This window comes from Serinibacter arcticus, assembly GCF_004786095.1.
Lineage (GTDB): Bacteria > Actinomycetota > Actinomycetes > Actinomycetales > Beutenbergiaceae > Litorihabitans > Litorihabitans arcticus.
The window spans coordinates 1-21490 of sequence record NZ_RHPJ01000006.1 but is presented as its reverse complement, the minus strand read 5'-3'; the positions used below and the strand labels follow the sequence as shown (position 1 = coordinate 21490).

The 21490-nt window shown below is 71.0% G+C and carries 13 protein-coding genes and 1 riboswitch; of the genes, 6 read left to right on the top strand and 7 right to left on the bottom strand.

All coding sequences use genetic code 11. From position 1 onward, the window contains the following. Positions 1–156 precede the first annotated feature (156 nt). Both SERN_RS15105 and SERN_RS15100 read right to left on the bottom strand, forming a co-directional pair. Positions 157–942: a C40 family peptidase gene (locus SERN_RS15105; protein ID WP_135851002.1), complete on the bottom strand. Its 786-nt coding sequence runs from the start codon at positions 940–942 to the stop codon at positions 157–159. A gap of 66 nt (positions 943–1008) precedes the next feature. Then, positions 1009–1188, bottom strand: a riboswitch (cyclic di-AMP (ydaO/yuaA leader). Between the two features lie 167 nt (positions 1189–1355). Then, entirely contained in the window at positions 1356–2042 is a 687-nt protein-coding gene (locus tag SERN_RS15100; protein WP_135851001.1) for a metal-dependent transcriptional regulator, read from the bottom strand. Between the two features lie 128 nt (positions 2043–2170). Here SERN_RS15100 and serC point away from each other — a divergent pair, with 128 nt between their 5' ends. Then, positions 2171–3298, top strand: coding sequence for a phosphoserine transaminase (serC, locus tag SERN_RS15095; RefSeq protein ID WP_135851000.1), 1128 nt, complete (start codon positions 2171–2173; stop codon positions 3296–3298). Here the strand turns inward: serC and SERN_RS15090 are convergent. Beyond that, on the bottom strand, positions 3274–4410 hold the full coding sequence (locus SERN_RS15090; protein WP_135850999.1) for a hypothetical protein: 1137 nt from the start codon (positions 4408–4410) through the stop codon (positions 3274–3276). The genes serC and SERN_RS15090 overlap by 25 nt on opposite strands. Before the next feature lie 32 nt (positions 4411–4442). Continuing rightward, positions 4443–6167 carry an ATP-binding protein gene (locus tag SERN_RS15085; RefSeq protein ID WP_135850998.1) on the bottom strand — a complete coding sequence of 575 codons (1725 nt, stop codon included), beginning with the start codon at positions 6165–6167 and terminating at the stop codon, positions 4443–4445. 110 nt (positions 6168–6277) lie between these two features. Between SERN_RS15085 and SERN_RS15080 the strand changes: the two genes are divergently transcribed. After that, positions 6278–7171 carry a response regulator transcription factor gene (locus tag SERN_RS15080; RefSeq protein ID WP_233251748.1) on the top strand — a complete coding sequence of 298 codons (894 nt, stop codon included), beginning with the start codon at positions 6278–6280 and terminating at the stop codon, positions 7169–7171. Between the two features lie 90 nt (positions 7172–7261). On the opposite strand, the gene SERN_RS15075 is transcribed toward SERN_RS15080, so the two are convergent. Next, positions 7262–8704: a glycosyltransferase family 2 protein gene (locus SERN_RS15075; protein WP_135850997.1), complete on the bottom strand. Its 1443-nt coding sequence runs from the start codon at positions 8702–8704 to the stop codon at positions 7262–7264. A 144-nt stretch (positions 8705–8848) separates the two neighbouring features. Between SERN_RS15075 and SERN_RS15385 the strand changes: the two genes are divergently transcribed. Continuing rightward, positions 8849–9571, top strand: coding sequence for a hypothetical protein (locus SERN_RS15385; protein WP_158292689.1), 723 nt, complete (start codon positions 8849–8851; stop codon positions 9569–9571). 132 nt (positions 9572–9703) lie between these two features. Further along, positions 9704–10909 (top strand): cobalamin-independent methionine synthase II family protein, encoded by a 1206-nt coding sequence (locus SERN_RS15065; RefSeq protein WP_135850996.1) that lies wholly within the window; start codon positions 9704–9706, stop codon positions 10907–10909. A gap of 53 nt (positions 10910–10962) precedes the next feature. Here SERN_RS15065 and SERN_RS15060 read toward each other — a convergent pair whose 3' ends face one another. After that, the gene (locus SERN_RS15060; protein WP_158292688.1) at positions 10963–12633 is read right to left on the bottom strand and encodes a ribonuclease J; all 1671 of its coding nucleotides are present in this window, start codon (positions 12631–12633) and stop codon (positions 10963–10965) included. Between the two features lie 353 nt (positions 12634–12986). Here SERN_RS15060 and SERN_RS15055 point away from each other — a divergent pair, with 353 nt between their 5' ends. Continuing rightward, the gene (locus SERN_RS15055; RefSeq protein ID WP_135850995.1) at positions 12987–14570 is read left to right on the top strand and encodes a peptide chain release factor 3; all 1584 of its coding nucleotides are present in this window, start codon (positions 12987–12989) and stop codon (positions 14568–14570) included. Positions 14571–14633: 63 nt separating this feature from the next. Here the strand turns inward: SERN_RS15055 and SERN_RS15050 are convergent, their stop codons facing one another. Then, positions 14634–15710 carry an SDR family oxidoreductase gene (locus SERN_RS15050; protein WP_135851012.1) on the bottom strand — a complete coding sequence of 359 codons (1077 nt, stop codon included), beginning with the start codon at positions 15708–15710 and terminating at the stop codon, positions 14634–14636. 601 nt (positions 15711–16311) lie between these two features. On the opposite strand from SERN_RS15050, the gene SERN_RS15930 reads away from it, so the two are divergent. Beyond that, on the top strand, positions 16312–21490 hold a 5179-nt coding region (locus SERN_RS15930), incomplete at its 3' end, for a PQQ-dependent sugar dehydrogenase (RefSeq protein ID WP_135850994.1).

Below are 21490 nucleotides of genomic sequence, written 5' to 3'. Positions count from 1 at the left end.
CCCCCGAACTCGGCGCGGCGGCGCGGCGGTACAGCTCAGCGGCCGATGGCGGGCTGGGCGCTGGCGGCCGGCGGGCGTACGCCCCGGCCCCCGGGAACGACGACGGGCCCGAACCGTGAGGTTCGGGCCCGTCGTTCCTACCTGCGTGTCAGCTGGTCAGCCGAGGACGCGGATGTAGGTCGGGTTCTTCATGTAGACCGGACCGGCCTTCAGCGGCGTGCTGGCGTTGCGCGCCGCGATGTGCTGACCGTCACCGAGGTAGATGCCGATGTGGCCGGGCGAGTAGATCAGGTCACCGGCGCGCGCCTCGGCGGCCGAGACGCGGTAGCCGGCACCGGCCTGCGCGCCCGACGTGCGGGGCAGCGAGACGCCGACCTGCGCGAAGACGTACTGCACGAAGCCGGAGCAGTCCATGCCGGAAGGGCTCGCGCCACCGGAGACGTACGGGACGCCGACGTACTTGAAGGCCTCGGCGACGACGGCGGAGGCGGTGCTGCCGTCGATCGGCGGGGCCGCGGCGGTCTCCTCCTCGACGGCGGGGGCCGAGGTCTCCTCGGCGGCGTCGGTCGTCTCGGCGGCAGCGGCGTTGGTGTTCGCGTTGCCGGTCTCGCGCTCGACGGCCGGGGCCGTGCGGGTGCGGGACGTGACGGTGCGCACCACGGGCGGCGGCGGGGGCGGGGGCGCCTCGGCCGACACGGTCACGGCGGCGTAGCCGATCGCGGCACCGGAGTCGACCACGACGGCGGTCTGCGTGCCGGCGCGCTCGACCGCTGCTGCGGTGAGGGAGGTGGCCTTCAGGCTCGGGGCCTTGATGACGTCGTTGGACGTTGGCTCGGCGGCCGCTGCGGCGGAGACGCCGAGAACGAGGCCAGAGGTTGCCACGGCGACGACGGCGGTGCGGCCGGCCTTGCCCTGGAGAGAAGCGGTGATGGTCGAACCCACCACGTCAAGCGGGGTTGAGGGGCGCGTAGCCGAACGGTGCCGGCCTCGCTGTGTCGCCTGGGTCAAAGAAGTTCCTCCGTACGCCTGCGGGGTGAGCTGTCGGGTTCGAGCTGGAGATAGCCCGGCTCCTGCGCCGCTGACGACGCCGGAGCTACACCCCGAGGGTCCCGGCGAACCGGCACCCGGTGGAAACGTGGTTCCCCCGTCCCTACCTGGAACGACTTTCCCGCGCGGCGGTAGGGCTCGACGATCCGCTGGGAGTCCCGGTCGAACGACCGGAACGTGCCGACAGTAGCCCACGATCGGGCCGAAGGTCACATTGAGGTCACGGTCCGTTTTGTGACGCCCGTCACAGGTGTGAGCGCCGCGTTCGGGCGGGTCAAAGCCGCGTCAAACCGGGGGTCAAGGGAGGGTCAGGCGGCGACGAAGACGTGCTTGGCGAGCTCGGTCGGCAGGTCGAGCACGACGTCGCTCCCCGCGGCCCGAAGGGTGAGCGTCGAACCCTCGCGCGTGACCGCCACGGTGGTCCCCGGGCGCACCGAGGCCTCCTCGAACCGACGCAGCAGCTCGACGTCGACCTGGAGGGGCTCACCGATGCGCTTGATCTCGACCTCGGACCGGCCGGAGGTGACCGCCTGGACGATGGAGCCGACACCGGACAGGAACGGCTCGGCCGTGATGTCACCGAGCTCGTCGAGCCCAGGGATCGGGTTGCCGTACGGGTCGTGCGTGGGGTGGTCGAGCAGCGTCAGCAGGCGGGCCTCGACCTGCTCGCTCATCACGTGCTCCCAGCGGCACGCCTCCTCGTGCACGTGCGCCCAGTCGAGTCCGATGACGTCGACCAGCAGGCGCTCGGCGAGACGGTGCTTGCGCATCACGTGCATCGCGCGCTCGTAGCCCAGGGGCGTCAGCTCGAGGTGGCGGTCGTCGGTGACCACCACGAGGCCGTCGCGCTCCATGCGGGCCACGGTCTGGGAGACGGTGGGGCCGGAGTGCCCGAGGCGCTCGGCGATCCGCGCGCGCAGCGGCGTGATGCCCTCCTCGAGGAGCTCGTAGATCGTCTTGAGGTACATCTCGGTCGTGTCGATCAGGTCGCTCACGCGGCTGGCCCTTCATGCGGGGCGGCCGAGGTTCGTCCCCCGAAGCGCCCGTCGTCACCGTCGCGTCCCACCCTACGGCCTCGCACCCTCGTCGGCCCGCCGGTCCGACGCCCTGTCAGAATGTCCGCATGCCCAGCGCCAGCGTCCTGATCCCCCCGCACCTGCTCCCGGCGGACGGTCGCTTCGGCTCCGGTCCCTCCAAGGTGCGCGCGGCCCAGATGGACGCCCTCGCGGCGCTCGGCCCGTCCGTCATGGGCACCTCCCACCGTCAGCCGCCCGTCCGCGACCTGGTCGCACGGGTGCGCCGCGGCGTCGCCGAGCTGCTCGGTGCCCCGGAGGGCCACGAGGTCGTCCTCGGCAACGGCGGCAGCACCAGCTTCTGGGACGCCGCGACCTTCTCCCTCGTGCGCACGCTCGCGAGCCACGCCGCGCACGGCGAGTTCAGCGCCAAGTTCGCCGCCGCGACGTCGGCCGCCCCGTTCCTGGCCGACTCCCACGTCACGCGCGCCGAGCCCGGCACCCTGGCGACCGTGGCGTACGACGCCGACGCCGACGTCTACGCCTGGGCGCACAACGAGACCTCGACCGGGGTCGTCTCCCCCGTGGTCCGCCCGGCCGGCGCCACCCCCGACCAGCTCACGCTGGTGGACGCGACGTCGATCGCGGGCGCCGCCGTCGTCGACCTGCGCGAGGCCGACGCCTACTACTTCGCTCCGCAGAAGGTCTTCGGATCCGACGGCGGGCTGTGGCTCGCGGTCCTGTCCCCCGCCGCGATCGAGCGCGTGGCCCGGATCGACGCGAGCGACCGGTGGATCCCCGAGTCCCTCTCGGTGCAGCAGGCCGTAACGAACTCGCGGCTGGACCAGACGCTGAACACGCCCGCCGTCGCCACGCTCGCGCTGCTGGCGGAGCAGTTGGACTGGTTCGCCGACCACGGCGGTCTCGCGTGGGCCGCCGGCCGCAGCCGCGCGAGCTCCGACCACGTCTACGCGTGGGCGCAGGCGCGCGACTGGGCGAGCCCGTTCGTGGCGGACCCGGCGCACCGCTCCCCCGTCGTCGCGACGATCGACCTCGATCCGGCGATCGACCACACGGCCGTCATCGCGGCGCTGCGCGAGAACGGGGTGCTGGACGTCTTCCCGTACCGCAAGCTCGGCCGCAACCAGCTGCGGATGGGGCTGTTCCCGGCCGTCGACCCCGCCGACGTCGAGGCGCTGACCGCGTGCGTGGACTACGTGGTGGAGCGGCTGGCCTGAGCCTCGTCGGCCGCAGCGGCGGCCTCGGTCACGAGCCGGCGCCACGAGCGGTCGCCCGTCGCGACGGCGAGGTCGGCCACGAGGGGCAGCTCGAGGTCGTCGTCGGTGATCGACATGCCGCGCAGGTAACCGTCGAGCAGGTGCACCAGCCGGCTGGCCGCGGCGCCCTCGGTCCCGGGCGCGATCACCACGATGGTGGCGGGCAGGTGGTCGACGGTGCCCGCGAGCACGTCGCGCGGGATCCCCGCCACGATCTCCTCGGCCGTGCGCTCGAACGCCTCCCGCGCGAGCTGCCGACCGAAGGCGGACTCGATCTCGTCGAGGTCGCGCACCCGCACGAGCACGACCGTGCTCGCCTGGCCGGTCTCCTGCACGCGGTCGACGGCGACGTCGGCGCGCTGGGCGAGCCAGGCGGGGCTCCGCAGGCCGAGGTACGGATCGAACCGTCGCTCGCCGTCGGCCTCGGCGGCCACGCCGGGCGCCCGGACGGTGATCATCGCGAAGGACCCCACCACCCCGACGAGCATGCCGACGACGGTCGCGACCTCCGACCCCGCCACGGTGAGGAACAGCGGGTCGTCGAACCCGTGCGTCAGGGCGATCACGGTCCGCGCCGCGGTGAACAGTCCGTACCCGGCGGCGACGACGGCCAGCGCGGTCATCGAGGGGAACGCGCGCACCCGGCCGCGCAGGATGGCGACGGCGGAGGCGAGCGACCAGCCCGTCAGGCCCAGCAGGTAGGCCCAGCCGCCGGCCCAGACACCGCCGTCGGGGCCGGACACGAGGGCCGAGGCACCGGCGACCACCGCGGTGACCACGACGACCCACAGGAACGGGCGCCGACCGTCGAACGCGCGCACCCCGCTCCACATCGCGCCGAGTGCGAGCACGAACAGCCCGTTCCCGAGGCCGTTGGCGACCCACGCGACGGTGTTCAGCCCGGAGAGCAGGTAGCACACGGTCGTCATCAGGAGCGCGACGAACGTCAGGGTCCAGCAGCGGTCGACCTTGTCCATCCCCCGCCGCCGCGCGGTACCGGTGAGGTACAGCACGCAGCAGGAGACGATGATCAGCGGGGAGACGATCAGCAGGGTGGGCAGGTCGAGCGTCACGTGGTCTCGTTCTGGTCGGGGTCTGGTCGGGTCTAGTCGGGGTCGACGACGGTCAGGGCGCCGGCCAGCGGCACGGCGACGGCGTGCGGGTCCGGCACGCTCCCGGCGTACGGGAGCCGCACGGTGATCTGGGTGCCCTCGCCGAGGTCGCTGTGCACCTCGACCTCACCGCCGTGGGCGTGCACGAGCTCGCGCACGAGGTGGAGCCCGAGGCCGGTGCCGCGTCGTTCGCCCATCCGCACGGACTCGGCGCGGAAGAAGCGTTCGAACAGGTGCTCCTGGTCCTCCTCGGAGATGCCGATGCCGTCGTCGGCGACCGTGACGACGACCTCGTCGCCCTCGCGCTGCGCGACGACGACGACCGTGCCGCCGTCGTCGGAGTACTTCACGGCGTTGGACAGGAGGTTGTCCATCACCTGCCCGATGCCGCGCGCGTCGCCGCGGACCACGAGCCCGCTCTCGACGGCCGACTCCAGGGTCACGCCCGCGCGCTCGGCGCGCGGCGTGAGCACCTGCACCGAGTCCCGGACGAGACGCCCGACGGAGACCTGCTCGATCTCGGGGTCGGAGAACGCGTGGCGGGCGGCGGCGTCGGCCAGCAGGTCCTCCACGAGGGAGTCGAGGCGTCGCACGTTGCGCTCGGCGATCTTGAGGCGGCTGCGCGAGGTCTCGGCCGTCTCGGTGTCCTCGATGACCATCTCGAGGTAGCCGAGCACGGACGTCAGCGGGGTGCGCAGCTCGTGCGACACGGCGCCCATGAAGTCCTCGCGCTCGCGCACGGCCGAGACCTCCGTGGTGAGGTCCTCCAGCACGAGCACGCGGTAGAGGCCGCGGGAGCGCGGGGAGGTGACGCGAACGATGTTGGCGCGGAGCGCGACCTGGGTGCCGTCGGCCAGGCCCCACCAGCGGGTCTCGTCGGTGACGGTCTCGCCCTGCGCGGTGCGCCGGAGGTAGGTCGGGAGGTCGGCTCCGACGTCGGAGCCCGGCTCGCGCTCGCGCTCCGGCGGCGCACCGAGCTCGGCGACGTCGAGGCCGGGCACCAGCGGGACCTCGCCGAAGCGCTCCACCGCCTCGTTGGCGTGCACGACGCGCCCGTCGTCGTCGAGCACCACGACCCCCACCGTGATCGCGCTGACGACGCCCTGCAGGAGGGCGCGGTCGACGTCGATCCGCGCGTACGCCTCGGACAGCGCGCGGCCCTGGCGCGCGAGCAGGCGACGACGCGCCTGCGCGCGCTCCTCCAGCGCGGTGACCACGGTGGCGACCGTGACGAACACGATCGAGATCACCACGAGGCGCATGACGCCCTCGCGGGTGAGGTCGGTGACGGCGAACAGCACCTCGGCCTGCGACGCGCCGAGGGCGGCGACCACGCCCGCGACGGCGCCGCGGCGGCCGTGGTGGCGGGCGAGGTCGATCACCGGGACGAGCGCGATGATCGAGACCCGGAGCCCCTCGAACGCCAGCGCACCCACCGCGCCGATGAGCAGGAGCGGCGGGATCAGCGCGACCCAGCTCGGGACGCGCTCCCACGGCACCAGGAACGAGACGGTCAGCGACGTCAGCGCGAGGCCCGAGGCGATGAGGAACGCGGGGCGGTCGATCAGCTCGGGGAAGATCAGCGCGGCGGCCACCCAGACCAGCACGATCGCGATCACACCGGGCAGGTTCCGCAGGAACACGCGCCTGTCGAGCCACCGTCCGGGCTCGTCAGCGAGCGCGGGATCCCCCGTGGGGGGAGCGCTCGCGGTCGTCATGGGGACAGCCTAGGGGTCATCGGAGAATCCGTTCTGCGAGAAACTAAACGTTCCACAAGGCCGGATCGGGCCGTTCCCCTTATGGTGGGTCCGTGGAATTCACTGAACGAGTGGCCCTCGTCATCGAGGACGACCCAGACATCCGTCTCCTGCTGGAGACCGTGCTGGCCCAGGCCGGCTTCATGGTGCACTCGGCGAGCAGCGGTCTCGCCGGGGTCCGGCTCGCCGGACAGGTCGATCCGCTTGTGATCACGCTGGACGTGAACCTGCCCGACATCGACGGGTTCGAGGTCGCGCGCCGCGTGCGCACGTCGAGCGACGCCTACATCATCATGCTGACCGCGCGCGGCGACGAGATCGACACCCTGTCGGGTCTCGACGTCGGCGCGGACGACTACATGACCAAGCCGTTCCGGCCGCGCGAGCTGCGCGCCCGCGTCGAGGCGATGCTGCGCCGCCCGCGCGTCGCGCCCGCCACGGGTGCCGACCTGGCGCCCGACGCCGGCCCGCCCGCGTCGCCTGCGGCCGCTCCCGCCGCTCAGCCCGCCGCCGCTCCGGCGTCGACCGTCGCCGAGCCCGGCCGCCACGCGGCCGCACCTGCCGCGACGAGCGCAGCCCCCGCCGCACCGGCGGAGACTGCAGCGTCCACTGCTCCTCACGAGACCTCCTACGACGTGATCAACGGGCTCCGCGTGGATCGCGACGCCCGTACGGTCGAGGTGGACGGTGAGGCTGTGGCGCTCACCCGCAGCGAGTTCGACATCCTCGCGGCGCTCTGGTCCAACTTCGGCAAGGTCGTGACCAAGCACAACCTCGTTCGTGCACTGTGGGGCGACGACTACGACGTCGGCACCCTCGTGACCCCCTCGGACCACCGGAGCGTGGAGGTCCACATGGCCAACCTGCGGCGGAAGATCGGCGAGGACACCGCCAGCCCCCGCTGGATCGACACCGTGCGCGGTGTCGGTTACCGGCTGAACGCCCCGAAGACGCCGGCCCGCTGACGCGGGTCCGACGTCTGGCTGGTCGCTCGTACCAGTCGTGGCACGAAGGCCGACCCGGTTCGTCCGGGTCGGCCTTCGGCGTGTGTGGGCTCAGGCGCGGTAGCCGTACTGGCGACGCAGGAGCTGGCGCAGCATGAACAGCGTCTGCAGCGCGGTGAGCACGGCCAGCAGCGGCCAGCCGACCCAGAGGATGGATGCCTGGGCGATGATCGGCAGCGTCGACCAGCCGTAGATCAGGGCGCCGATGCCGGCGGCCGCGACGATCAGCGGCGTGAGGTGGGCCCAGCCGGCACCGCGCTCGGCGCGGGCCTGCGCGGCCCAGTTGTCCGTGCGGACCTTCGAGAGGAACTTCGTCCAGGCGCGGAAGAAGTGGCCGATGCGGACCCACATGTAGATCTCGGCGGGGATCATCGTCGCGGCAAAGAGGATGTCGCGCCACGTGCGGCCCTTGATCGACATCGCGATGCGGACGTTGAGCGCCATGGCGACGACCGGCGGGATGAGCCAGATGGGCGAGAAGACGAACGCCTCGATGGAGAGCGAGCCCAGCAGCAGTGCGAGGAAGCTGACGCGCGTGAAGATGTTGATCAGCATGCCGATGTTCTCGATCCAGCGCAGGCGCAGGTTCGGGTGGAACGGCTGGCCCGAGGTGTCACCGCGCTGGCCCGGCCACATCAGGTCGATCGCGCCGTAGTTCCACTTGACCTGCTGACCGTCCAGGGCACGGATGTTGTCCATGCCACCCACGACGGCGCGCGCCGTCGCGCTGATCTTGGTGGAGTAGCCCAGGTTCTTGATCTGGAGGCTGAGGAGGGAGTCCTCGACCTCGGAGTCACTGACCCACGGCGTGTCCTGGTGGTACTGCGCCATGACCTCGCGCAGGGCGGACATCCGGAAGATCGAGGACTGTCCACCGAGCACGGCCATGTTGCGGCCGCGCAGCAGGTTCTGCAGGTTGAACGCCGCGAACTGCGCGCGCTGGCCGGTCAGCAGGAGCGAGGCGACGGGGTTGCGCGTGTGGTTGTCGACCGTGTAGATCGCCGAGATCCCGCCGATGCGGGGGTCGGACGTGACCTCGGCCTCCATCAGCTCCAGCGCGTCGGGGGACATCACGGTGTCGCCGTCGACGCCCAGGAGGAAGTCAGCGCCCTCGGCGAGGCGGAAGCCGTAGTTCAGCGCGCCGACCTTCTTGTCCGGCACCTTGCCCATGTCGTGCACGTAGATGCTGGTGGTCTGCACGGCGTCGTGACGCTCCACGCTGTACTCACCGGCGTAGGCCCGGGCCAGCTCGAAGGAGTTGTCGGAGGAGTTGTTGATGATGACGTGCACGGCGTCCGGGAGGCGCGTCTGGGCCAGCAGGCCCTCGAGCACGGACTCGATCGTGTCCGCCTCGTTGTAGGCCGGGATGATGCACACGATGCGAGCCCGCTTGGACTCCTCGACGATCACGAGCTCCTCGGAGGAGAACTCGAAGGCGTCGAGCTCGGCCTCGACACCCACGGGGGCGTAGACCGTCATGGTGGTTCCGGACATCGCGTGCTCCAGCTGTGCTCGATCCGGCCTGTTCCGGACAACAAGAACTCTGGTGGGCCGACGTCGGCGCGACCTGAGGGGATCCCTTCCATTGCCTTACAGTTCTCTCAAGAAACTCACGACTGGAGCCCCATGACTCAGCGGATGCGCACACCCTTCGTCACGGCCGTGACGGCGGTCACATCCCTCCTCCTGCTGACCGGCTGCGGCACCCCGCCGTGGGAGCAGGCGCAGGAGTCGGAGTCGCCCTCGTCGGAGTCCCCGACGACGGAGTCGGCCACGCCGGACCCGTCCGCGAGCGAGACCGAGTCGGAGTCGCCGTCGCCCAGCGCGACACCGACCGAAACGCCCACGCTCGTGCAGATCGTCAACGACCTGGCGTCCGGGAGCACGGTGCGCACCCTGACGGCGGGCGCCTCGACCCTGACGGTCAACTACTGGTCCGACCTGAGCATGACGGACTGGAAGCCCGACGCCTCCAAGCCCGTCAGCCTGTCGATGACGGCCGAGGCCAACGAGGACGCGCCGGCGTACCTCTCGCGGCTGCAGGTCACCTCCGTCGCCCGCGACGAGACGGGGGCGCTCGTGCAGCAGACCCCGGACGTGGTCGACGACGCGTCGGTCCAGCCCGGCTACACGATCGAGGATCCCTACAGCTACTCCACGACGATCGTGGTGCCGCCGCTGCCGGACACGGCACGCTCGGTCGAGCTGACCTTCTCCTACGAGATCCTCGTGGCCACCACGCCCGACGCCGAGGCGTTCTCCAAGCAGACGGCCACGGACAAGATCACCGTCGCGATCACGCCGGACCCGTCGGCGACGCCGTCACCCAGCGAGTCGGCGTCGGAGTCCGCGACCTCCTGACTCGCTGCGGCCGCATCGGCCGGAGACGACGAGAGCGGGTCGGGGCAGCAGCCCCGGCCCGCTCTCGCGTTCCCGCCGGCCGCGATCTGGACGCCCCGCTCGGCCCCTCCCGCGACCCGGGAGAATGGCTCCATGCGCCGCAGCCAGGACAGGATCCTCACCTCCCACGCCGGTTCCCTCCCCCGCACCGAACGCCTCGTCGCGGCCAACGCCGCCCGGGCCGCCGGTGAGGACGTCGCCGACTGGGAGCAGCTCCTGGCGACGGAGGTCGCCGATCTCGTCGCCCGTCAGCAGGAGGCGGGCGTGGACCTCGTCGGCGACGGCGAGTACGGCAAGTCGATGACGTCGCCGATGGACTTCGGCTCGTGGTGGTCCTACATCTTCCAGCGCACGCAGGGACTGTCTCTGGACGAGGGCGGCGCCTGGGTCACCGACCGCCACCTGTCCACGCCGGGCGACGTGCGCCTGACCGGTTTCGGATTACGCCGCGACCAGCAGGCCTTCCGCGAGGCGTACACCGACCCGACCTCGGGGATCTTCGTGGGCGCCCCGCCCGTCTTCCCGAAGGTGACCGGCCCCCTGCGCTACACCGGCCAGGAGGCGATCGCCGCCGACATCGCCAACCTGCGGGCGGCGACCGTCGACGCCGGCACCGCCGACGCCTTCATGACCTCGCTCGCGCCCGGCTCGGCGTCGCGCATCGCGAACGAGCACTACGCGGACGACTCCTCGCTGCTCGAGGCGTGGGCCGACGTCCTGCGCGAGGAGTACGTCGCGATCATCGACGCCGGCCTCATCCTCCAGATCGACGATCCCTCCATCGCGGAGAACTTCGACCAGATCGAGCCCGAGCCGGCGATCGAGGACTACCTCGCCTTCAGCCGGCTGCGCGTGGAGGCGCTCAACCACGCGTTGCGCGGCCTGCCGTCGGACAGGATCCGCTACCACCTGTGCTGGGGCTCCTGGCACGGACCGCACACGACCGACCTCGGCCTGCGCGACATCATCGGCACCGTCCTGCAGATCAACGCCGACGCCATCACGTTCGAGGCCGCCAACGTCCGCCACGAGCACGAGTACCGCGTGTGGGACGACGTCGAGCTGCCCGAGGGCAAGGTGCTCCTGCCCGGCGTCGTCTCCCACGCGACCAACGTCGTGGAGCACCCCGAGCTCGTCGCCGAGCGCATCGTGCGCCTGGCGACGCGCGTGGGGCGCGAGAACGTCGTCGCCTCCACCGACTGCGGCCTCGGCGGCCGCGTGCACAGCCAGATCGCCTGGGCCAAGCTGCGCAGCCTGAGCGACGGCGCAGCGCTCGCCAGCGCCGAGCTCTGGCGCTGACGGCGCGGCCGGGTCAGCGTGCGGTCCTCGCCCGCTGACCCGGGCCGGATGCCTCAGGCGTCGACGACGACCGCGACGACGACCGGCTCGCGGCGGTAGGTGCGGGCGATGTGCCTGCCCACCTCGCGGGCGATCGCGCTCTCGAGCTGCTCGACGTCGTCGCGCCCCTGCTTCTTCGCCGCGGCGAGCGCCTTCTCGATGACGCCGGCGGCGCCGTCGAGCGTCGGGACGTCGTGGATGAAGCCCCGCGTGATGAACTCCGGGACCTCGGCGAGCGTGGTGGTGGCCGGGTCGACGATCGCCAGGACCACGACGACGCCCGCCTCGCTCAGCTGACGGCGGGCGCCGAGCGTCTCCTCGGTCGCGCGCCCGACGGTCTGGCCGTCGACGAACACGAGGCCTGCCGAGACCTGCCCCGAGATGCGGGCGACGCCGTCGACCAGGTCGACGGTGGTGCCGTCCTTGGCGATGATGACGTTGTTCTCGGCCACGCCGGTCCGGATGGCCAGCTGGCCGTTGGCCCGCAGGTGCTTGGCCTCGCCGTGCACCGGCATGACCGCGCGCGGCTTCATGATGTTGTAGCAGTAGACCAGCTCGCCCGCGCTGGCGTGGCCGGAGACGTGCACCTTGGCGTTGCCCTTGTGCACGACGTTGGCGCCGAGGTCGGTGAGCTTGTTGATGATGGTGTAGATCGCGTTCTCGTTGCCGGGGATCAGCGAGCTCGCCATGAGCACGGTGTCGCCCTCGGTGAGGCGGATCTGGTGGTCGCCGTTCGCCATGCGGGCGAGCGCCGCCATGGGCTCGCCCTGCGAGCCGGTGCAGATGAGCGTCACCTTGGACTCGTCGGTGTTCATGAGCTTCTTGAAGTCCACGAGCACCCCGCGCGGGATCGTGAGGTACCCGAGGTCCACGGCGATGCCCATGTTGCGCACCATCGAGCGACCGACGAACGCCACCTTGCGACCGTGCGCGTGCGCGGCGTCGACCACCTGCTGGATGCGGTGGATGTGGCTGGCGAAGCTGGAGACGATGATGCGCCTCGGGGCGGTGCGGAAGACCGTCTCGATCGCGGGGATGAGGTCGCGCTCGGAGGCCAGGAACCCGGGCACCTCGGCGTTGGTGGAGTCCGAGAGCAGGAGGTCCACGCCCTCCTCGCCGAACCGGCCGAAGGCGCGCAGGTCGGTGAGGCGGTTGTCGAGCGGGAACTGGTCCATCTTGAAGTCGCCCGTGGCCACGACGAGGCCGGCGGCCGTGCGGATGGCGATGGCCAGCCCGTCGGGGATGGAGTGGTTGACGGCCGCGAACTCGAGCTCGAACGGACCGAGCTTCATCGTCCCGCCGCCCTCGACCGTGATGGTCTTGGGCTTGATGCGGTGCTCCTGCAGCTTGGCGCTGATGAACGCCAGCGTCAGCTTGGAGCCGATCACCGGGATGTCCCGACGCTCCTTCAGGAGGTAGGGCACACCGCCGATGTGGTCCTCGTGGCCGTGGGTCAGGAAGATCCCCACCACGTCCTGGAGGCGGTTCCGGATGGCGGAGAAGTCGGCGAGGATCACGTCGATGCCGGGCTGGTGCTCCTCGGGGAACAGCACGCCGCAGTCGACGATCAGCAGCTTCCCGCCGAACTCGAACACGGTCATGTTGCGGCCGATCTCCCCCAGGCCCCCCAGCGGGGTGATGCGCATGCCGTTCTTCGGCAGCTGCTTGGGGGCGGTGAGATTCATGGTGTGGGCGTTGTGCACAGAGGCTCTTTCGCTGGGTGCCCCGCGATGGAGCACGTGATTTCGTCGCAGTTCGAGGTGACGCTCGCGGGCGTCCCGGGGCGGCGCCGACCCCTTCGAGGGGCGGGCGGTATCGACCGGGCGCAGGAGGCGCTCGCTTCGAGGGTACCCCTGGGACGGGAAGCGACCGGTCGCGAGGGCCGGATCGCGGCGCGACTGTGCCGATCCTCCTCGTGACGGGTAACCTCGGACGCTCCGAACGGAGCCCCCGGCACCGTTGCGGAACGAGCAGATCGGTTCGCACCCTGCACCGAGCTCGTCTTCGAGCGCCTGGAGCCTTTCGTGAGCCCTGCCCTGTGAGCCAGCCCCTGGCGGTCCCCGCCCGTGAGGCGGCACGCCGTCGCAGCATCGCCGTCATCTCCCACCCCGACGCCGGCAAGTCGACCCTGACCGAGGCCATCGCGCTGCACGCGAACATGATCCGCGAGGCCGGTTCGGTGCACGGGCGGGGCGGACGCTCCGGCGTGGTCTCGGACTGGCTGGAGCTGGAGCAGCGACGCGGGATCTCCATCACCTCGGCGGCCCTGCAGTTCGAGTACCACGACCTCGTGATCAACCTCCTGGACACCCCCGGCCACGCCGACTTCTCCGAGGACACCTACCGCGTCCTGATGGCCGTGGACGTGGCGATCATGCTGCTGGACGCCGCCAAGGGCATCGAGCCGCAGACGCTGCGGCTGTTCGAGGTGTGCCGGGAGCGCGGCGTGCCGGTGATCACGTTCGTCAACAAGTGGGACCGCCCCGGCAAGGAGGCGCTCGAGCTCTGCGACGAGATCGAGACCCGGTTGTCGATGACGGTCACGCCCGTGACGTGGCCCGTGGGCGACGGCGGTCACTTCCGCGGCCTGCTGAAGCCCGCCGACAACTCGGTCACCTTCTACGAGCGGGCGCCCGGTGGTGCCACCCTCGCGGAGAGCACGACCGTCCCGACGGCGGAGGCCAGGCTCATCGCGCCGGCGGACACCGCGCAGGCCGAGGAGTCGTGCGGCCTGCTGGGCGCACCGGACCCCGCCACGTTCGCGGCCGGTCGCAGCACCCCCCTGCTCTTCGGGACCGCGCTGGCCAACATCGGCGTGCGCGAGCTGCTGGACACGATCGAGACCCTCGCGCCGTCGCCGCCGCCGCGCCCGCAGGCCGACGGCACCCCCCGCCCGGTCGACTCCGAGTTCAGCGGTTTCGTGTTCAAGATGCAGGCGGGCATGGACAAGCAGCACCGCGACCACGTCGCGTTCGTGCGGGTCTGCTCCGGCGAGTTCACCCGCGGGATGGGCCTCGTCCACGGCCCGACCGGACGCCCGATCATCACCAAGCACGCCCTGTCGATGTTCGGTCGCGACCGGCAGTCCGTGGAGCACGCCTACCCCGGTGACGTCGTCGGTCTCGTCAACGCCGCGCTCCTCGCCGTCGGCGACACCCTCTACTCCCCCGACGGCCCACCGGCGCAGTTCCCGCCGATGCCCGCCTTCGCCCCGAAGCACTTCGCCGTGGCGCGCGTGGCCGACCCCGGCCGCTCCAAGCAGTTCCGCCGCGGCATCACCCAGCTCGAGCACGAGGGCGTCGTGCAGGTCCTCGTCTCCCCGTCGCGCGGTGATGCGACGCCGATCCTGGCCGCGGTCGGCCCGCTGCAGTTCGAGGTCGCGACCTTCCGCATGGCGAACGAGTTCAACGCCGAGATGCGGGTCGAGTCCCTCAACTACGAGCTCGCCCGGCGCGCCTCGCCGTCGGACGAGACCGCACTGGCCGGCGCCCCGGGCGTCGAGATCGCCCGTCGCAGCGACGGCGAGAACCTCGCGCTCTTCCGCGACCAGTGGCGGCTGCGGTCGCTGACCACCGCCAACCCGGCGCTCGAGCTGGCCCCGCTGTTCGCCGACCAGCTGTAGGGCCGCGCTCGGGCCCGCACGCGGCGCGCACCGAGCGGCGCGCACCGAGCTGCGGGACCCGGGCTACGGGACCAGGCGCTCCGCCCGGTACCGGTCGACGAGGGCGAGCAGCGCGCGCTCGGTGCTGACGTAGCCCGCCCAGCCGAGCAGGCGGCTGCGGGTCATGTCGGCCAGCACCTCCATGTCGCGGCCGAGGTCGGCGTCGGTGTGCCACCACGAGGCGACGCGCCTCAGGTCGGGCTCGGCGAGGCCGTGCTGCGCGACCAGCTCCGCCCAGGCGCCGTCGGCGTCGGCCATCTGCTGCTCCAGCGGCTGCGGCTCGTCGCCGGGACCCTGCGGCTCGACTCCGAGGTGGGCGGCCAGGCGCGGCCACAACCGGCGCCACCGCACGACGTCGCCGTTGACGACGTTGAAGGCCGTGTCGGCCGCCTCCGGCGTCGTCGCGGCCCAGATCTGGTGGTCGGAGAGCTGGGCGGCGTCGGTGAGGTCGACGACGCCGTCCCACTGCGTGCGCGAGCCCGGGAAGACGAACGGGCGGCCGAGGTGGCGCTGGATCCCGGCGTAGGCCGCAAGGGTCGAGGCCATGTTCATCGCATTGCCGACGGCGTGGCCGATGACCGTGTGGGAGCGGTGGACGCTCCAGGTGAAGCCGTGCGTCGCGGCCGCGGCGAACAGCTCGTCCTCCTGCGCATAGTAGAAGTTCTCCACCGGCAGGCGGTCGGCGTCCTCGAGGAACGGCGTGTCCGGCACGTCGCCCTGGCCGTAGGCCTCGAACGGGCCGAGGTAGTGCTTGAGCCCGGTGACGAGCGCGACGTGGCGCACCGACCCCTGCGGCCCCAGCACGGCGAGCAGGTCGCGCACCATCCCGGCGTTGACGCGGATGTTCTCGGCCTCGGTCTCCTGCCGCGACCAGGCGGCGATGAAGACGTGGGTGGGGTGCAGGTCCGCCAGACCGTCGCGCAGCGACGCGAGCGAGCGCAGGTCGGCGGCGACGTGCTCGGCGGACGAGCCGGGGACCGGCGAGCGCGACAGGCCCGTGACGCGCCACCCGGCGTCGGTCAGCTGGTTCACCAGTGCGGAACCCGTGATGCCGCTGGCACCCACCACGAGCGCGTGCGCGCCCGGCGGCGGGGTGCGCACGGGCGTCGGCGCGCGGTCGGGCAGCGGGGCCGGCGTCGTCGTATCGGACGGGGTGGGGCTGGACGTCTGCACGAAGGACCTTCCGTAGGCACGCGCCGGAAACCGGCACGGCCTGGTGCAACCGGGGCTCCGCCCACGCTATTCCGACGACGACCCTGGCGCCGGCCACCACGTCGACTGCTGCGCTGCGCACGGCTGAGCAGTCGACTGCTGCGCTGCGAGCCAGCTCGTCGACCCGCCTGACGACCGACGCCAGAACGTGACCGTTCACAAACAGAAGTTGCGATCCCACTTTGCAGACTTTTGTTGACAGCCGCCCGAACTCTCTCCTAGTTTTTGCTCATGGTCATCGACGACCGGCCGGCACCGTTGCCGAACGAGAACGATCAGCGTCCGCTCCGACACGGAGCTCCTGCGCTGACCCTCACGCGCGATCAGCGATCGCACCGCCGCTCGATCTCCTGACCCACCGACTCCCCGACCGACCCCCGCGGTCGGGGTCACGACCCGCCCACCGAGGAGGAGCCGCACGTCTACCTGGGATGCCGACCTCGGCGTCCCGCACATCGTTCGACGACGAAGGAAGTGCACTGTGAAGAGAATGAGACTGCGAGCCGGAGTGCTCGCTGTCACGGTGGCGGCGCTGCTGCTGCCGCAAACGGCTGCCCTGGCGCACCCGGGGCACGACCATGACCCCGCTGCCGCCGCGACCGACGCCGAGGCCCTGGACTGGGCCAACTACGACCGTGTCACGCTGACCAAGAACGTCGGTGAGCCGATCGGCCTGAAGGTCCTGCCCGACCTGACGGTCCTGACCACCGCCCGCGACGGAAGCATCCGCCACACCGACCCGGACACCGGCGTCGTGAACGTGGTCGCCAAGGTTCCCGTCTACGCGAACTCGGAGGACGGGCTGCAGAACCTTGCGCTCGACCCCGACTTCGAGAACAACGGCTGGGTGTACCTGTACTACGCCCCCGCCGTGATGGACGAGGAGGGCTTCCCGACCTCCACGCCGCAGGGCTCCGCGCCCACCGTCCTGCCCGCGGGCGAGGACGAGGCCACCTACTGGGACCAGTGGAAGGGCTACAACCAGCTCACCCGCGTGAAGTGGGACTTCGAGGCGCGCACCCTCGACATGGCCTCCGAGCAGGTCATCCTCAAGGTCGGCGTCGAGCGCGGCCAGTGCTGCCACGTCGGCGGCGACATCGACTTCGACCTGGACGGCAACGTCCTCGTCTCGACCGGTGACAACACCCCGGCGAGCACCCCCGGAGCCAACGGCTTCGCCCCCAACAACGACGCCCCGGGCATGAACCCGGGCCTCGACGCCCGCCGCAGCGCCGGCAACTCCAACGACCTGCGCGGAGCGATCCTGCGCGTCACGGTGGCCGAGGACGGTACCTACACGATCCCCGAGGGCAACCTCTGGGCCGAGGGCACCGCGGACACGCGACCCGAGATCTTCGCGACCGGTCTGCGCAACCCCTTCCGCATGGCCGTCGACCCCGAGTCGGGCGCCGTGACGTGGGGCGACTACGGGCCGGACTCCGGCGTCGCCAGCGTCGAGCGTGGCCCGATGGGCTACGTGGAGTGGCAGTCGACGACCAAGGCGCTCTACGGCGGTTGGCCGTACTGCCACGGTCCGAACGCGAACTACAACAACTGGGACTTCGCGACGGCGACGGGCGGTGACTTCTTCGACTGCGAGGCCGGAGCGATCAACGACTCGCGCTGGAACACCGGTCTCGACACGCTCCCGCCGGCCACCGCGCCGCAGCTGTACTACGGCGACAACCCCACCGACCAGCCCTTCCCCGAGCTCGTGGACTTCTCCCCGAGCGGCGGCCAGGGCCCGATGGGTGGTCCGGTCTTCCAGTACGACGAGACCATCACCAACCCGGGTCAGCTCCCGGAGTACTGGGACGGCAAGGCCTTCCTGTACGAGTACTCCCAGGACTACGTCGCGGCCATCAGCATGGAGGGCCTCGGCACCGAGGCCGGCCCGAACTGGGACGGCAAGGTCGAGAAGCTCGAGAACTTCATGCCCAACGAGGCGCTCGAGACGGCCAACCAGCCCCGCTGGTCCGGCCCGATCGACATGGAGATCGGCCCCGACGGGGCGATGTACGTGCTCGACTACGGCAAGGGCTTCTTCCGCCAGAACCCCGAGGCGGGCCTGTACCGCATCGAGTACTCGCCGGGCAACAAGGCTCCCATCGCGCTCGCGACGGCGACCCCGAACTCCTCGGCCACCGCTCCGGCGACCATCACGTTCGACGGGGCCGGCTCGTCCGACCCCGAGGGCGGCGCACTGACCTACGCGTGGGACTTCGACGGCGACAGCCAGACCGACGCCACCACCGCCACCGCGCAGCACACGTTCGCCACGACCGGCCGGTACACCGTGAGCCTTCGGGTCACGGACCCCGAGGGCAAGAGCGGTGTCACGAGCATCGTCGTCACGGTCGGCAACGAGGCGCCCGTCCTGACCCGGGACTACCCGGCCGACGGTGGGTTCTTCACGTGGGGCGACGTCCTGCCCTACAAGTTCACCGCCACCGACGCGGAGGACGGCCCCGTCATCACCTGCAACCGGCTGAACTGGACCTTCGGTCTGGGTCACGACAGCCACGCGCACCCGCTGCAGAGCATCTCTCGCTCCTGCGAGGGCGGCCTCACCACCCCGGCGGACGCCGTGGAGCACGGTGAGACCGAGAAGCTGTACGGCGTCATCGTCGCCAAGTACACGGACGCCGGTTCCCCCTCCGCCGCCGCCGCGACGAGCGAGGTCTCCTCGATCGTCAACACGCGCGAGCAGCAGGCCGAGCACTCCAACTCCCTCACGGGCGCGGAGCGCGTGGCCGACGACAGCGCGCAGGCCTTCCAGAAGGTCGTCTTCGGTGAGAGCGGCCAGCTCACCTACGACACGGTGAACTTCGTCAACATCGACGGCGTCACCGCTCGCGCCCAGGGCACGGGCACGGTCGAGCTGCGATGGGGTGCGGCCGACGCCGCTCCGTTCGCGACGGCCACGATCGCCGCCACCTCCGGCTGGGCCGACGTCGCCTTCACCGGTGTCGGCGGTCAGCCGATCGCCTTCCCCTCCGGCACCGGCGCGCTCGTCGTGACCGGTTCGGCCGGCCTCCAGCTGGACTCGTGGACCGTGAACGGCGCGGGCGTCACCGCCCTCCCGCCGGTCGACCCCGAGCCCGAGGAGCTCATCGAGATCCCTGCCGAGCAGGTCTCGATCCAGATGTTCGCCCTGAGCAACTGGGTCAACCAGGACGGTCTCGTGCCGGTCATGGACCGTCTGTCCACGATCGGGTTCCAGAACATCGAGCCGTTCGGCAGCACGCTGCGCGGGTTCTCGGCCGAGAACTTCCGCAACCTGGCCGACACCTACGACCTGAACGTGCCGTCCTCGCACTACAACACGCAGGAGGCGACGTTCGCCGACACCCTCGCGTACGTCAAGACGCTCGGGCAGCGGTACGTGGGTTCGGGCGGCTTCGCGGCCCCCGGCATCACGACGCTCGAGAACACGCTCGCGACCGCCGCGACGATGAACCGTCTCGGCGAGCAGTCGGTGGCGAACGGGACCGGGAAGTTCTTCGGTCACAACCACGCTCGGGAGTTCACCACGATCTACCCGGCCGGTGACCACGCCGACGAGGCGCTGTCGGCCTGGGAGATCCTGGTGCGCAACACGAACCCCGAGTTCGTGACGTTCCAGCTGGACGTGGCCTGGGCCGCGCACGCCGGGGTCGACGTCGTCGATCTCCTCGAGAGGTACGGCGACCGCATCGAGCTGCTCCACGTCAAGGACGCCACCAACCTCGGCATCTCCGTGACGAACCCGTCACCGACGTTCGTCAACCTCGGTGACGGCGACGTGGATCTGCAGGCGATCCTGACCAAGGCGGAGGAGAAGGACGTCGAGCTCTACGTGATGGAGTACGACGGTTCCCCCGCCAACGAGGAGTTCGCCAAGGAGGGCTTCGAGTACCTCACCGGCCTGGAGGCCGGCGACGCCAACCCGACGCCCGTCGCGTACCCGGTGACCGCCGCTGCGGTGACCTTCACCGACGCCGCGGGCACGGCCGCCGACACCTACACCGTCCCGAACTCGGGCGGCGTGGAGTACCTCGTGGGCGACGCCGTCGTCCGCGCCGGCACCTACCCCGCCACCGGTACGGTCACCGTCACCGCACGGGCGGCCAAGGGCTTCGCGCTGGTCGAGGGTTCGACGTCCACCTGGACGTTCACCTTCACCGACGGCGAGCCTGAGCCCGAGATGATCGAGATCCCTGCCGAGCAGGTCTCGATGCAGATGTTCGCCCTGACCAACTGGGTCAACCAGGACGGTCTCGTGCCGGTCATGGACCGTCTGTCCACGATCGGGTTCCAGAACATCGAGCCCTTCGGCGGGACGATGCGCGGGTTCTCGGCCGAGAACTTCCGGGCCCTGACCGACACCTACGACCTGAACGTGCCCTCGTCGCACTACAACACGACGGAGGCGACGTTCGCCGACACCCTGGCGTACGTCAAGACGCTCGGGCAGCGGTACGTGGGCTCGGGCGGGTTCGCCGCCCCGGGCATCGGCTCGCTGGAGAACACGCTCGCCACGGCGGACACGATGGACCGCCTCGGCGCGCTCTCCGTGGCCAACGGGACCGGGAAGTTCTTCGGTCACAACCACGACGGCGAGTTCACCACGATGTACGAGTACAAGGGTGAGCAGACCCCGGCCTGGGAGATCCTGGTCGAGGAGACCGACCCCGAGCTCGTCACGTTCGAGGTGGACGTCGCGTGGGCCGCCCACGCGGGTGTCGACGTCGTCGAGCTGCTCGAGGAGCACGGTGACCGCATCGACCTGCTGCACATCAAGGACGCGACCAACCTCGGTGGCACCAAGGAGCAGCCGCGTCCGGTCTTCACCAACCTCGGCAAGGGCGACGTGCCGCTGCAGGAGATCCTGGCCGAGGCGGTGGAGCAGGACGTCGACCTCTACGTGATGGAGTACGACGGCTCCCCCGCCAACGAGGCGTTCGCCAAGGAGGGCTTCGAGTACCTCACCGGTCTCGAGGCCGGCGCCGCCAACCCGACGCCCGTCGCGTTCCCGGTGACCCCGGCCGCGGTGACGTTCAACGACGCCGCGGGCACGACGGCCGACACCTACACCGTGCCGGCCTCGGGCGGCGTGGAGTACCTCGTGGGCGACGCCGTCGTCCGCGCCGGCACCTACCCCGGCACCGGTGACGTCACCGTCACCGCCCGGGCGGCCAAGGGCTTCGTCCTGGTCGCGGGTTCGACCGCCTCGTGGAGCTTCACGTTCGACGCCGCGGGCGACTTCGTGGACGTGCCGGAGGGGATGCTCTTCTTCGAGGACATCCAGTGGTTGTTCGAGAACGGCATCTCCACCGGTTGGGAGACCGAGGACGGACGTGAGTACCGCCCCCTGACCCCGATCGCTCGTGACGCCATGGCGGCGTTCCTCTACCGCCAGGCCAACTCGCCCGAGTTCACCCCGCCGACGGTCTCCCCGTTCAGCGACGTGAGCACGAGCAACCAGTTCTACAAGGAGATCGCCTGGCTGCACGCCGAGGAGATCTCAACCGGATGGGCCAACGGCGACGGAACCTCCTCCTTCCGCCCGCTGGAGCCGATCAACCGTGACGCGATGGCCGCGTTCCTGTACCGGATGGCCGAGGAGCCGGAGTTCACCGCTCCGACGACCTCGCCCTTCACGGACATCACCCCGGCCACGCAGTTCT